Raw genomic sequence first — 14,216 nt, forward strand, 5'->3', positions numbered from 1 at the left:
CCCGTTGGACCTGTTGCTCCTGTTATTCCTGTCGCTCCTGTTGGGCCTGTTGCTCCTGTTATTCCTGTCGCTCCTGTTGGGCCTGTTGCTCCTGTTATTCCTGTCGCTCCTGTTGGGCCTGTTGAACCTGTTGCTCCTGTTGGACCCGTTGGACCTGTTGGGCCCAGCTTAGGAACTGTCCCATCACAACTAAAACAGCATGAATCAACATGTACACCATTTTGATTATTACACCCACAATATCCATTTATATTATTGCTCCATGAAGACATGTTGATCACGTCCTTTACATTCAATCTTTTACGTACAATCACCGAGTTAGAAAACACCTATCTAAATAAAAAAGAACTACTTTACCTAGTGGGGATAAACACAGATTCATTCCATACATTCTAGTAATTATTACATGCGATTCGCTCTCTTTTTGCTTGTACTTTCGCCTTCTTGCTCAAACGAATTTCTTTTTCTCCATTCTGCATAGACATACAAACTTCAATCCAATTGGTGTATTCATCGACGGACTACTCGCAGTTGGAATTGTACTTTTCTTTTCATGAAAATTAGGATTTCGCCCAACAGCCCTTGCTTAATAGGAATAGTTATTTCAGCTCTCGGCTTAGCGATTATTCAAATCTTTATCGTTAGTGCCATTTTGAACGCTGCTGTACTTGGAGCACCTTATTTCTTATGGGGGATGAGGAAGAGTGGGAAGAAGGTGAGTTTAAAAGGAAACTATCTTTTTTTCACGAATGTAACTTATGAACATAACTAGGAGGGATAAATATGTACCAAACTATTGAAGGCTTCTTGCAATCATGGACATACGAGGCTGAGTCTACTCAAAAAATGCTCGATGCATTAACAGATGAGTCTTTATCACAAGAAATTGCACCTGGGCACTGGACATTAGGCAGAGTTGCTTGGCATATCGTGACGGCAATTCCTGTTATGCTGTCTGGTACAGGGCTTAAGTTTGAAGGAGAAACGAAAGATTATCCTGTTCCAAGTTCTGCCACAACAATTGCAGATGGTTATCGTAAAGTGAATGCGGCTTTTGTTGAAGCACTTCAAGGTGAATGGACGGATAAAGACTTAGCTACTATTAATGACTTCTTTGGTCGTCCTATGCCAAATTCTATATTTTTAATGACACTTATTAATCATCAAAATCACCATCGTGGACAAATGACGGTTTTAATGCGACAAGCCGGCTTAACAGTCCCTGGCGTATATGGCCCATCAAAAGAGGAATGGGCTGCAGCTGGAATGGAAGCTCCTAAAATGTAACAACAAAAAAAGACAAGGAATTTACAACCCTTGTCTTTTTCTGTAACTTGTTTCATGTGAAACTATTTTTTACTAAATGGTTGTTTTATGGAAAAGATAGGTTAAAATGAATACATATTATGAAGAGGAGCAACCAAATTGAATACAAAAAATAAAAAAATAGTTATGAGAACTATTTTACTAACTTCTATTATCGGAGTTATTAGCGTATCTCTTTATTTCACAAATTATGGTACCCCTTGGGGGAAACAAACAGCAGTTACAGAATCAAAAGAATATATTACAAAATACTTTGATCTAGATGCGGAAGTCAAAAATACTTCTTACGATGCTAAAATGAATAGCTATGCAATCTCATTTGAGACAAGTAGAGACGGAGAGTTTACTATCGAATATAAAAGTCCTAATAACTTTAATATTTCTCCAGGAGTACAAGCGTATTTAAGCAAACACTCCAAATTTACAGAGTAGTAACGAAGCATACATATACAAAAAAGAGTTGCTGTAACGTCAACTCTTTTTTCTTATTCTTGTCATACAGTTATATCTTCCTTCTCTATATTTTTAATTCCGTAACATGCAATCACAACTCCAATTGCTGCCAATGCTAGTTGAAGAGGAAGAAAAGTTGCTACAGAAAACGTAGTGCTGTTCATTGCAATTGATACAACAATCAGGGATGAAACAATTGTAGTTGGCACTGAACGTTTACGCATTCCGAAATATAGTGGGATTAAACTTATTCCCGCAGTTGCAACGGCTAAAGGAACAAGGTTTATCCCTTCTCGCATCAATTGATCTACTGTGAATGAATTAGGAAGAATTGAAAAATAGCTATCTATCCCAAAGAACATTCCTACTACTAAAATATTAGATAAAATAACTGTTATAAATGTTAATGTTGCTGTAATAACCAACTTACTAACCATCATTTTCTTTCGGTTAATTGGATAAGAAAACATAAGTAGTATTGTTTTGTTTTTATATTCACCAATTATTAACCTTGCGATTAACACACTACCAAAAATAATAAATGTTGCTCTTACTAATGTACTAGCCATTAACAAAACCATCTGTGGATCTCTCATTTCTGGATCTCCTTCTATTTGAGAAACGATGCCCGTAAAGATTAGTAATGCCAGTATAGCGATATTTGCAATAATCGCTCCCCTCACATACCATCCAAGCTTAAACTTTTTTAATTCTAGCTTCATAAGACGTAGCATAATAGTCCTCCTTCCATTTACATTTTAATCGATATAAATCGCTCCTGTTTTACTTAAAATCTTCACTTCGTTTTTTGCATCACCAATGGTTCCTGCTTTTACCTTTTCTGTATTTTTATCTTTCTTAAATCCTTTTACATTCACCATTACGTCAGATGAATTACTTTTAGCCGTAAGTTTTAAAGATGTCGGAACACCTTTATACCGTACGCCAATATCTCCTGATTTTGTTTCTACAAATAACGATTTTCCTTCTTTCATATCCTTCAATAATACTTCCCCAGATGTTGAAGTGATGTTCATATTTGAGTTACTTACATTTGTTATATAGTTATCACCAGTCGTAGACTTTATATTTAATTCTTGTACTGAACTATCTTTTACAGCTAACTCTCCACTTTGCGATATGAATTCACCTTTCTCCGCTGATAGTCCTACAACCATTTCATCTCCGGACTCACTTTTTGTCACGATATTTTTCACTTCTATATCGCTTATTTTCACATCACCCGATTTATTATTTAATACAATTTTATCTATTTCTTTCTTTGGAATAGCTATAGATATACTATTTTTCTTCCTAAACGTAAAACCATTAAAAAATCTGGTCGCCTTTTCTTTTTGCTTAACTATAACTTTATTTCCTGCTTGTTCTATTTCGACGGGATCTATCTCTTTATCTACTCGTTTACCTTGAGCCGAAATTACTATTTTGTTAGCGTCTGTACTTTTCAACTCAATATCCCAGTTTTCATTGTCCACTTCTATCTCTTTTATATGATTTATCCCAAAAGACTTTTCTTTCTTAAAACCTTTCCCCTGAAATGTCTTAAAACCAAAAATCATACTAGCAATTGTCACAAATAAAATTGCAATTACTATTATTTTTTTCAACATTCATACCCCAGTTCATTGTTGTTTTATGCTTGCTTCAAGCCACATCAATCTTTTCGATTTTACGATACGATAGATAACTAATGAAAATTCCTAATAAACAGAGTGAAATTGGAATAACAATATAATCATAAAAACTTACACCATTTCCATAGTTACTGTTCATTAACATCCCAATTATTACTGCAGAAGTAATCGTTGTCGGTGCCGATTTCTTTCTCATCCCAAAAAATAAAGGAATTAAACTAATACCAGATATCATAAATGCGCTTATAAAGGTAGCTGGAACAGTAGCTATTATTTCGCCCATCGTAATAGGTGTTTCAATTAGCCCCATCATTGGGTTCATAAAAAATATGAGCAAGCTAATACTGAAAGTAGCGATAATCATGCTCACAAAACAAAAACTAAAAACAATTGTTAATTTCGCTCTCATTAACTTTTTCCTTTGTAGTGGATACATAAACAATAGTTGCATCGTTTTGTTCTTATACTCATCAATTACTAAACGTGATAAAATGACCGCACTAAAAATAAGAAATGTCATCCTAATAAAGAGATTTGCTAAAGTCATATACTTTGTGAAATCAGTGAGCGTCACATCTCCTTCACCTTTCACTCCCAACCCCATAAGACTTACCGCAGCAAAAATTGCTATAATACAAATGGCTACCCCTTTACAGTAACTAGATAATTTATGTTTCTTCCATTCAAGTTTCATTAATTTAAACATATAAACCACACCTCCATTACTGACATAACGATCTCTATGCTACTAACATTCTAATTCCAGCCATAACTACGCTTACTATTCCTATCACTAGTAAAATTAACGGCCATTTCCGCTCAGGTTTTCTATAATATAAAATCCCACTTATGAACATCACAATCAATCCACTTACTAGATTCACTAACAATCCATTAAGCATGAATGCCCTCTCCATCCATTACATTTAAGAAATATTCTTCTAAGGAACTATGTTTCTTATTAATACTTTCAATTTCTACATCGTTCATAATAAGTGCTTTTGAAATAGCTTGCTGCGACGCCTTCAATTCATACACACGAATCATGTTTCCACTCATTATTTTGTAATTTTTTATACCGAGTTTATCTTCTAAAATATAAGCTGCACGCTTCACCTCAGGAACAGTAATTTCAATGTACTCTGTTTGTTTTCCGTTAATACTCTTCATTGAAACTTCTTTTATTAGTTTTCCATTTTGAATCATACCGATTGTATCTGCCATTAGTTCCATCTCGCCTAAAATATGACTAGAGACTAATAACGTAATACCATATTCTTTGCAAAGCATTTTAAATAAGTCTCTTAATTCTTTAATACCAATTGGATCTAAGCCGTTAATTGGCTCATCTAAAATGAGTAATTCTGGCTTCGTCATAATCGCCCTTGCAATACCAAGTCTTTGCTTCATCCCTAATGAAAAATCTTTTACTTTTTTATCATCTATACCGTGTAGCTTCACTAAATGTAAAGCATGATCAATTGCGTTTTTATCGTAATACCCCATATATTCACAATGTAATTCTAGGTTTTCCTTCGCCGTTAATTTATCATAAAAGATTGGATATTCGATAATTGTCCCCATGCGCTTTAACAATTCATAAGATGTATCCGTTAACTTCTCACCAAAAATTTCAATATCACCGCTCGTCGGTTTTATTAAATTGGTGATCATTTTCATAATCGTTGTTTTACCTGCACCATTCGGTCCTAAGAAACCGTATATCTCTCCCTTTTTCACATGCATGTTAACGCTAGAAATAACTTCTTTCCCTTTAAACACTTTCGTTAACTGATTCGTTTTTAATATATATGTCATGTCACTGTCTCCTTTCGCACTACCTTATACTCCTATAATAGACAATGGAATTCTCTTTTTTCTTACCCGTTCCTTACAAATTCCTTACGCTGAAAAAAAGCTTGTAGAATCTACTTCTCTACAAGCTAAAACAGCATCTTTTTTAATACAACTGTAAAAATTGTTTTTTCATACGGCTTACTAGAAAGATGTATTTCTCCGTCCATCGCTTCCACAAGCCTTTTCGTAATCGTTAACCCTAAACCGCTTCCTTGATACAATCTATTTCTCGAATCTTCAAGTGTGTACATACGCTCAAACACTTTATCAATATGAGATTCGTCAATTCCTTTTCCTATATCCCATACATCTATATACACACTCGTTTCATCATCTCTTAACGTGATACCAAGTGTCTTTCCATCGTCTCCATATGTAATCGCATTTGATATTAAATTATTCAACACCCTGCCTAATACTTCTACATTTCCAAGTGCAAATATATTTCTTTCTGGTATATCAAGATGAACTTGAAACCCTTTTGTCGTCACTAAATCATAAAAAGATAAAATCTTCTCGCGGCAAACTTCATTCATATTTACTTTCGTCATCTCGATTGCCTTGTCGCCAGATTCTAATTTTGCTAAATCAAAAAACTTATGAATTAGTTCCATTACTTCTAGTGTTTTCACATGCACCTTTTCAAGTAATATTTGTTGTTCTTTTTTATTTATCGTTTTATCCTTATTTAACATTTCTGTATATCCAAGAATAACTGTTAGTGGCGTCTTTAAATCATGTGAAATATTTGAAAGCATTTTTCTCATCGAAATTTCTACTTTTGCATGATCTGCATTCGTTTTCTGTTTTGCATCTAATAATTGATTAATTGCCACTAATAATTTTTGCAATTCTAGATCATCTGTCATAACAAGTAACTTCTCACCTGTTTGTCCATTTACAATACTTTCTAACTTTCCATATGTGTATCGTAAATTTTTACTACTATTTTTTCTCATTTTATATTGTATGTAAATGACACATAACAACATAAAAATAATACCCAGTAACAAATTGACCATATTACATCACTTCCAACTTATAGCCGATGCCCCATAACGTTTTAATATATTCTGGATTAGATGGATCACTTTCGATTTTCTCACGCAATCTTCTCATATGAACATTAATAACGTTATCGTCACCGTAATACTCTTCGTTCCAAACGAACGTATAGATTTGTGCTTTCGTAAATACACGATTTTGATTCTTTACGAATAGCTTTAAAATATCAAATTCTTTTAAAGTAAGTTTGAGCGATTTCCCGTTTTTTTCAACCGTAAAATTAATTGGATCAATTGTTAGATCACCAATTTGAATCATCTTTTCTGTTTCTTCTGTAGCTGAATATTTCGTAGACCTCCGAATACCTGCCTTTACACGTGCAGCTAATTCGATCATAGAAAATGGCTTACAAATGTAATCATCTGCTCCAAGTCCTAATCCAACAGCTTTATCAACATCGGTATCTTTTGCCGACATCATTAAAATCGGAACAGCACTTTTTTCTCGAATGATTCGCACAACCTCTAAGCCATCTAGCTTTGGCATCATAATGTCGAGGATAATCAAATCAAATGAACCTTTTAAATATGTGTTCACACCCTCTTCTCCATCAGACGCAATTGTTACTTGAAAGCCTTCTTTTATTAAATACTTTTCCACCATCTCTTGAATTGAAATATCATCTTCAACTAATAAAATATGATGCGCCATATGTCTATCCCCTTTTTTACAAACATTAACATTTTAATTGTATCGCAACGACTGAACACTGTGAAGAATTATATGAATTTTCAAACCAACTTCCCTTCCTTCCCTAACAATGATATGATGAAATTTACTACGATAGTTCATAATTAACTTTATATAAAGGAGACTTTATCATGTCAGAAAACAAAAAAGTAAGCTTAGCTGATTTAATGCGCGAACAACTTGCAAAGAAAAAGCAAGGTAACGGTAATGGTCAAACTGCCAAAAACCAAAGCCAAGAAACAAAAAAATTACAAAACCAACAAACGAAGAAAACAAACAACCAACGTAGACGTACAGGTGTATAAATGAACGGACAAAAACGTTCTAATATCGCACCCGGCCTTGAAGTTGATATTGTATTAAAACAAGATCAACGCACAGGCAAATTAACACGTGGAATTGTAAAAGATATTTTAACAAACTCCCCTTCCCATCCGCATGGCATTAAAGTGCGATTGCAGGACGGGCAAGTCGGTAGAGTACAAAATATCATTCAATAAGAAAAGGAGCTCAAGTAAACTCGAGCTCCTTTTCTTTATTAACCTTTAATTTTCTCGATGAAAACTACTTTTAAATAGTCTCCTTCTTTAAATTGATCAATGGTACGGAAATCTTCTGGTAATGAATGTTCTTCTAATATTTTATATTTGCCATTCATCTCTTTAAATGCTGTATCGATAAAACCTTTAAACTTTTTCATATCGAATGCGCTACAATTTGTAGAAGCAACGATAATCCCGTTATTTTCTGTAATGGCAATTGTTTCTTTTAATAAATTTTTATAATCTTTCGCTGCACTAAATGTATATTTTTTTGAGCGTGCAAAGCTTGGAGGGTCAAGTACAACCATATCAAATTTCATTTTTTTCTTCGCTGCATATTTGAAGTACAGAAAGACATCTTCTACAATAATATCTTGTGCTTCATAATCAACTTCATTTACACTAAACTGCTCAATCGTTTTACTTAAACTACGATTTGCAAGGTCCACACTCGTCGTCTTGCTCGCTCCGCCAAGCGCTGCAAATACAGAGAAAGCACCTGTATAAGAGAACATATTTAACACGGTTCTTCCCTTTGCATACTTATCACGAATTTGTTTTCGAACGTTACGCTGATCTAAAAATACACCAACCATCGCTCCGTCATTTAAATAAACAGCAAAGTTCACACCATTCTCTTTTACGATAAGCGGAAACTCACCGCGCTCTCCTGCTACGAAATCATCGCCTTCAATGTATTTCCCTTTCGTATCAAAACGCTTTTTCTCATAAATGCCTTTAAAGTTTGCTACTTTTTGAAGAGCTGCTATAATCTCATCTCTGAAAGTATAAATCCCTTCACTATACCAACTTACTACATAATAGCCATCATAATAATCGATGATTAAGCCACCAAGACCATCACCTTCACCGTTTAGGGCGCGGAATGCTGTCGTATCACTTGCTTTGTAAAATTGCTTTCGTTTATGTAAGGCAGATTTAATTTTACTTTCAAAGAAAGATTGATTAATTTGTTCACTCTCTTTTCTCGTTAAAATCCAGCCGTATCCTTTATTTTGTTTTCCATAATAGCCTTTTCCAATGAATTGATTCTTCTCATCTACTACTTTAATGATTGTTCCTTCTTCCTGAACATCATTTAAATTTTGAATTGCATCTTTTAAAATAAGCGGATATCCACTTTTAATTTCTTTTATAAATTTAGGTTTTATTTTTACAGTTACTTCTGATCGCATATAATAACTTCCTTTCCATTTGCATGCTTTCTAATTCGTAGGAAGCATATAAAAAACGAGGCTAAAAAATAACCTCGTTTCACTATACCATATTATTGCTTTGCTAGTACAACTCGCTCATTCTCCCTCTTAACTGCCACATAGTTACTACATTTTGAAATGGAAATCTTACTGTCCAACATAATAGAAAAAATCCTTATATATTTCACATTTACCATTGACAATGATAATGATTTTCATTATCATTTAATGTATATGAGTTCTCGAAAATACAGGCTACATTTAATAGGAGGAATAAAACATGATTATCGTTACAAATACAGCTAAAATTACAAAGGGAAATGGACATAAATTAATTGATCGTTTTAATAAAGTAGGTCAAGTTGAAACAATGCCAGGCTTTTTAGGATTAGAAGTTCTTCTAACGCAAAATACAGTTGATTATGATGAAGTAACAATTAGCACACGCTGGAATGCAAAAGAAGATTTCCAAGGTTGGACGAAGAGCCCAGCATTTAAAGCAGCTCACTCACATCAAGGTGGAATGCCAGATTATATTCTTGATAATAAAATCTCTTACTATGATGTGAAAGTTGTACGTATGCCAATGGCTGCAGCACAGTAAATATATTTCTTTTTTTAAAGTATAGAATATGAGAAGCGTTACCACTTCTCATATTCTATACTTTTTATTTACTGTCTTTTTACTAGTTTCGCATGCACAACTAACCTTCCTGCTTCCGGATCAAGTGCATAGTCACACGTCGAAAGTGTTACGATTTGATCACTTGCTGCCAATTTTGTATCCGTTTTGTACAGCGATTTTTCTTGGATTTTCTCCAAAAATGATGTGTATTCCGTATCACTGCTAAAATCCGTTTCAATGTAATAAAAATCAGTTGTTGTTGTATACACCGAGAACAATTCAAGATCATATCCTTCAAATAATGTATCGTAATATAATTTACGATGTGACATGAAAAATTCTTCATCTAACATTTTCTTTAAACTTCCAAACATAGAACCATCTTTCATACGGTGACCATATAAAATAGTATTTCGATTTTGAGATTTCACATCATTACGATAGTCCATAAAGATGCTTCCTGCTCTCATATCTTCACCTTTATAATTACGAAATAAATAGTAATCATTGTCTTTCGCTTGAACGATTGGATAATTAATTTGTGTATCATCCATCGTAATCCATCCAACTATTTCTTGGTTAATTTGCTGCAAGGCTTTGAACTGTTTACGCACTTCCCCGTCTTGTGGTTGCTCTTCCATCGGACTTTTTTCATAAATGTTTTGTGCTTCGGCCATTACTTTACGATTTTCATAGTAATCCATAAAAATATCACCTAATTCATATACTGAATAGAAAAAGGTACCTAAAAAAACAACTGTAAGTATTCGTTGAAAAAAAGAATTCTTCTTCCGTTCTTTTTTACTACTCAAATTATCACCTCAAAACGGATTGTTCGCATATTTAAATACCCATTGGGACCATATACAACCCTGTATCTTCATCTTGCTTTACAACGACATCTACACCGTATATCGTCTTTATCATACTTTCTGTCACAACATCATTCGGCTTACCTTTCGTAACAATCTCACCGTCTTTCATAACAATGATATGATCACTATAGCGAATCGCCTGATTAATATCGTGTAATACCATAACAATCGTCAATCCATGTACTTCATTTAACTCTTTTACTAACTCTAATATTTCAAGTTGATAATAAATATCTAAATAGGTGGTCGGTTCATCTAAAAAGAGCATTGGTGTTTTCTGAGCTAACGTCATAGCAATCCAAACACGTTGTCTTTCTCCACCAGATAAAGCATGAATCTCTTTATCACGTTTGCTTAGCAAATTCGTACATGCTAAAGCCCTTTCGATTGCTTCTCTATCTTCATCAGTTTGTGAGGAAAAGATATTTTTATGAGGCATACGACCAAAACTTGTTAATTTTTCCACCGTCATATCTGCCGGTGCTTCATTTTGTTGATGGACAACGGCTAACTTTCTAGCAAACTCTTTCGGTTTATATTGGCTAATCGCCTTTCCATCCAATATTACCTCTCCGCTACGAGGCTCGTGATTTCTTGACATCACGCCAAGTAATGTCGATTTCCCGCAACCGTTTGGACCAATAATTGTTGTAATTTTACCAATTTCTATTTCACTACTAACCGACTTTAATCGATCCGTTATATTATCATAAGAAAAGGTTACATTTTTAATTTCCATGAACTTTATCACTCTTTCTAAGCAAGAATATTAAGAATGGACCACCAATAACTGCCATAATCGTCGCCGCTGGAATTTCATTAGGTGGCACAATTAACCTTCCAATCGTATCCGCCGTCAAAATTAATAACGCTCCTGCAAGAGCAGAAAATGGAATTAATACTTTATGATCTGAACCGACTAGTTGCCTTGAAATATGCGGAACGAGTAATCCTACGAAAGCGATAACACCTGCAATCGCTGTTGATACTGCCGCTAAAAGTACTGCAATAGCAGAGATAATAAGACGAACTCTTGTCACGTGCAAACCTAAGTTTTTCGCAGTCTTATCTTGTAGCGATAATAAGTTACACCAAGCTCCTACAAACAGAGCAAGAATAAGACCAATTGTTCCATACGTAACCATTATTTCTACATCGCCCCACGTCTTCATCGTTATGTTAGAAGTCGTCGTTTGCTTAATACTCTTAATGAAATATCCACAAATCGTAATGAACGATTCATTTAACCCAGTGAACATCGCATTAATCGCTATACCAACTAAAATAATGCGAAGTGGACTTAACCCTGACTTCCATGAAAATGCATAAACGAGATAACATGCAAACGCACCACCTAAAAAGGCGAATACTGGTGTCCAGAAAAAGAATTGTGGGAATAACGTAATAATAACAAGTGTCATAAAACTTGCTCCTGAAGAAATACCGATCACTCCAGCATCAGCAAGTGGATTTTTCATAACAGCTTGAAAAAGCACACCCGAAACAGCAAGAGCTGCTCCAGTGAACAGTGCAATAATAATACGCGGGAAACGTAAATCTTTAATTACTTCAACATCTTCATTGGTCCCTGTAAATATCCCTTGTACAAGGTCCACTATCCCTATTTCTAAACTCCCTTTCATTGCTGACAATGATGTCATAACAATAAGCAATGCAGTAACAATGAGGAAACTCCAAGTTTTTTTATTCATTCCACTCTTCCTTTATATTAAAATGCATCACGGATACATCATTTTTTTCAATTCATCTAACGCTTCAATTGCTGCTAAATTGCCTGTCGTCCCAAATAAACGCTCTTCTAAATCGTAAACACGGTTATTTTTAACTGCAGCGAAGTGCTTCCATATGTCATTTGTTTTAAATTCTTTATCAAACATTTTCACAACTTCATCAGGCATACCATGAGCTGCTCGTAAAATAATGTCTGGATCTGCTTTTTTTAAATACTCTGTATTAGAAGCTAAATATTCTACTTGTTCACCTTGCACAATATTTTTACCACCTAGTTGTTTCACTAAATCACCAATGTAAGAATGCTCTGTTGCTACTAAATAACTTCCCGGCACACCTAATAAAATAAGCACTGTCGGTTCTTTCTTTCCCTTTACTGCTTTTTTAATTTCTGCAACTTTGTTATCTAACTTCGTTACAACTGCTTCAGCCTGTTTTTCGCGTCCATATTGCTTACCTAATTTACTAATGGAATTTTGCATATTTTTCAAACTTGTTAAATCTAAAAAGTTTGCTTTCATGCCCACACCATCAAAAACTGGCTTTAATTCATATTCAAGTGTTGTCACGGATAATACTTCTGACGGCTTTAATGATTTTACCTTTTCCATATCAGGACTCATCGGATTCCCGACTTCAGGTAAACCTTTATATCTCTTTGGTAAACCTTTCGTACTCGTTGGAACACCCACTAAATCGACTTCTAGCGCATCCATAATTTCAGTAACAGCGACTGTCGTGGCAACAACTCTCTCTTTACTCTCACTCTTCACCTGTTTTGCTGCTTCTTTTTTTGGCGCCGAGCATCCAGCTATACTCACTAATAAAATGATAGCCATTAGTACACTTGCAAGTTTCTTCACTCTCAATCACCACTCCTTTCCGAACAATATGAAACAAGTCTTGATGCATGCGAACATGCATCAAGACTTCAAAAATCACAATCTACCTGCTCTATATTTACGAACTAGTAAAGCAAGTGACCCAAGCAGTAGCACCATGTATAAGCCTAGTTGTGCTGTATCTGCCGTTTTTGAGTTTTTCTCTTTTTTCGAATCATTTTTTTGGTCTTCTTTTTTCTTCTTATCATCTGCATTTCGGTTAAAATCAGGATTATCTAATTTTTTTATATTATCTACTTTCGGTGTAATCACTGGATTGTTCGGATTTTTTTTCGGATCTTTTTTTGGATCCTCTTTAATCGTTCCTAACCCACCAATATTATTTGTATCAAATTGAATTTGGACATCGTAGAAATGATGATAATTCATTTCGTCGATATCTACTTTTACTTTTGCATTTAATTTTGCAAATAAATCACTTACTTCAAATTGCACTACTCTCGTATTTGCATTTTTATCTTCACTCACTAATTTTGCATCAGCAAATAGACCATCTTTTTCTGTTTGGAATTTCGTAATCCACGCACTATTTTTCAGCGTCATTTCAATGTACTTTTTACCATCTTTCACGATTAATTTTGCTGGATGTACAGTGTAGTCATGCATCTTTGAAATCTCATTTGTTTTATCTTTTAACACTTTAAATGGAATATCATATTCACCATCTACTAAATTTTTTGGATCAACTATTACTTTTGGTTGATTATTTCCACCTTGGTTATCGTTTCCGCCCTGATTGTTATTTCCACCTTGGTTATTGTTTCCGCCTTGGTTGTCGTTTCCACCTTGGTTACCTAAAGCTTTAATACTGTTTTCATCAAATACAAATTGAACATCGTAGAAATGGTGATAATTCATTGCATCAATATCTACTTTTACTTTTGCATTTAATTTTTTCGATAAATCCTCTACTTCTAACTCTACTACTTTTGTATTTTGCTCTTTATTCTCACTTAACACTTTTGCGTTAACAAAAGAACCATTTTTCTCAAACTCAAATTTTGTAATCCATGCACTATTCGTTAATGTAAACGATACATACTTCTTACCATCTTTCACTTTTAGTACAGCTGGACTCTTTGTATATGTGTTCATGATTGAAATTTCTTCTGTTTTATCTTTTAAAACTTTAAAGCCAATACTGTATTCACCATCTTTAAGAGCTTTTGGATCAATGGTTGTATTATTATCTTGGTTATTGTTTCCACCTTGGTTATCGTTTCCGCCTTGGTTGTCGTTTCCACCTTGGTTATTGTT

At 34.3% G+C, this 14,216-nt stretch carries 18 protein-coding genes and 1 pseudogene; 5 read left to right on the forward strand and 14 right to left on the reverse strand.

All coding sequences use genetic code 11. From position 1 onward, the window contains the following. A pseudogene (locus MR113_RS24740) lies at positions 1-272 on the reverse strand (BclA C-terminal domain-containing protein); the annotation flags it as partial. A 511-nt stretch (positions 273-783) separates the two neighbouring features. Between MR113_RS24740 and MR113_RS24745 the strand changes: the two are divergent. Together MR113_RS24745 and MR113_RS24750 are read left to right on the forward strand one after the other, a co-directional pair. Then, on the forward strand, positions 784-1,287 hold the full coding sequence (locus MR113_RS24745; protein WP_242257202.1) for a DinB family protein: 504 nt from the start codon (positions 784-786) through the stop codon (positions 1,285-1,287). Positions 1,288-1,425: 138 nt separating this feature from the next. Next, on the forward strand, positions 1,426-1,758 hold the full coding sequence (locus MR113_RS24750) for a YfjL-like protein (RefSeq protein WP_242257203.1): 333 nt from the start codon (positions 1,426-1,428) through the stop codon (positions 1,756-1,758). A 62-nt stretch (positions 1,759-1,820) separates the two neighbouring features. Here MR113_RS24750 and MR113_RS24755 read toward each other — a convergent pair whose 3' ends face one another. The 7 genes from MR113_RS24755 to MR113_RS24785 form a co-directional block, all read right to left on the reverse strand. Then, positions 1,821-2,513, reverse strand: a complete 693-nt coding sequence (locus MR113_RS24755; protein ID WP_242257204.1) for an ABC transporter permease — start codon at positions 2,511-2,513, stop codon at positions 1,821-1,823. Between the two features lie 24 nt (positions 2,514-2,537). Then, on the reverse strand, positions 2,538-3,410 hold the full coding sequence (locus MR113_RS24760; protein ID WP_242257205.1) for a DUF4097 family beta strand repeat-containing protein: 873 nt from the start codon (positions 3,408-3,410) through the stop codon (positions 2,538-2,540). A gap of 34 nt (positions 3,411-3,444) precedes the next feature. Next, on the reverse strand, positions 3,445-4,140 hold the full coding sequence (locus MR113_RS24765) for an ABC transporter permease (protein ID WP_242257206.1): 696 nt from the start codon (positions 4,138-4,140) through the stop codon (positions 3,445-3,447). Between the two features lie 34 nt (positions 4,141-4,174). Beyond that, positions 4,175-4,336, reverse strand: a complete 162-nt coding sequence (locus MR113_RS24770) for a hypothetical protein (protein WP_012261777.1) — start codon at positions 4,334-4,336, stop codon at positions 4,175-4,177. Further along, complete coding sequence (locus MR113_RS24775) at positions 4,329-5,252, reverse strand: ABC transporter ATP-binding protein (protein WP_242257207.1); 924 nt, start codon at positions 5,250-5,252, stop codon at positions 4,329-4,331. Before MR113_RS24775 ends, MR113_RS24770 begins: the two co-directional genes overlap by 8 nt. Before the next feature lie 125 nt (positions 5,253-5,377). Then, entirely contained in the window at positions 5,378-6,313 is a 936-nt protein-coding gene (locus MR113_RS24780) for a HAMP domain-containing histidine kinase (protein WP_242257208.1), read from the reverse strand. Position 6,314: 1 nt separating this feature from the next. Beyond that, positions 6,315-7,007 (reverse strand): response regulator transcription factor, encoded by a 693-nt coding sequence (locus tag MR113_RS24785; RefSeq protein WP_242257209.1) that lies wholly within the window; start codon positions 7,005-7,007, stop codon positions 6,315-6,317. Positions 7,008-7,177: 170 nt separating this feature from the next. On the opposite strand from MR113_RS24785, the gene MR113_RS24790 reads away from it, so the two are divergent. Further along, positions 7,178-7,351 carry a hypothetical protein gene (locus MR113_RS24790; protein ID WP_001293582.1) on the forward strand — a complete coding sequence of 58 codons (174 nt, stop codon included), beginning with the start codon at positions 7,178-7,180 and terminating at the stop codon, positions 7,349-7,351. Then, positions 7,352-7,546, forward strand: coding sequence for a YwbE family protein (locus tag MR113_RS24795; protein ID WP_063262677.1), 195 nt, complete (start codon positions 7,352-7,354; stop codon positions 7,544-7,546). Between the two features lie 38 nt (positions 7,547-7,584). On the opposite strand, the gene MR113_RS24800 is transcribed toward MR113_RS24795, so the two are convergent. Further along, a complete protein-coding gene (locus MR113_RS24800; protein ID WP_061677079.1) occupies positions 7,585-8,784 on the reverse strand; it encodes a class I SAM-dependent rRNA methyltransferase in 1,200 nt (399 codons plus the stop codon). A gap of 301 nt (positions 8,785-9,085) precedes the next feature. On the opposite strand from MR113_RS24800, the gene isdG reads away from it, so the two are divergent. Then, positions 9,086-9,409 carry a heme oxygenase gene (isdG, locus tag MR113_RS24805; protein WP_000587815.1) on the forward strand — a complete coding sequence of 108 codons (324 nt, stop codon included), beginning with the start codon at positions 9,086-9,088 and terminating at the stop codon, positions 9,407-9,409. A gap of 68 nt (positions 9,410-9,477) precedes the next feature. Here isdG and srtB read toward each other — a convergent pair whose 3' ends face one another. From srtB to MR113_RS24830, 5 genes are all read right to left on the reverse strand, one after another. After that, entirely contained in the window at positions 9,478-10,242 is a 765-nt protein-coding gene (gene srtB / locus MR113_RS24810; protein WP_242257210.1) for a class B sortase, read from the reverse strand. A 31-nt stretch (positions 10,243-10,273) separates the two neighbouring features. After that, positions 10,274-11,044, reverse strand: a complete 771-nt coding sequence (locus tag MR113_RS24815) for an ABC transporter ATP-binding protein (protein WP_242257211.1) — start codon at positions 11,042-11,044, stop codon at positions 10,274-10,276. Further along, entirely contained in the window at positions 11,034-12,017 is a 984-nt protein-coding gene (locus tag MR113_RS24820) for a FecCD family ABC transporter permease (protein ID WP_097818329.1), read from the reverse strand. Before MR113_RS24820 ends, MR113_RS24815 begins: the two co-directional genes overlap by 11 nt. Before the next feature lie 27 nt (positions 12,018-12,044). Continuing rightward, the gene (gene isdE / locus MR113_RS24825) at positions 12,045-12,926 is read right to left on the reverse strand and encodes a heme ABC transporter substrate-binding protein IsdE (RefSeq protein ID WP_242257212.1); all 882 of its coding nucleotides are present in this window, start codon (positions 12,924-12,926) and stop codon (positions 12,045-12,047) included. A gap of 69 nt (positions 12,927-12,995) precedes the next feature. After that, a partial coding sequence (locus MR113_RS24830; protein WP_242257213.1) for an NEAT domain-containing protein occupies positions 12,996-14,216 on the reverse strand: 1,221 nt, incomplete at its 5' end.

This window comes from Bacillus cereus group sp. BfR-BA-01379 (assembly GCF_022663605.1).
GTDB classification, from domain to species: domain Bacteria; phylum Bacillota; class Bacilli; order Bacillales; family Bacillaceae_G; genus Bacillus_A; species Bacillus_A mobilis.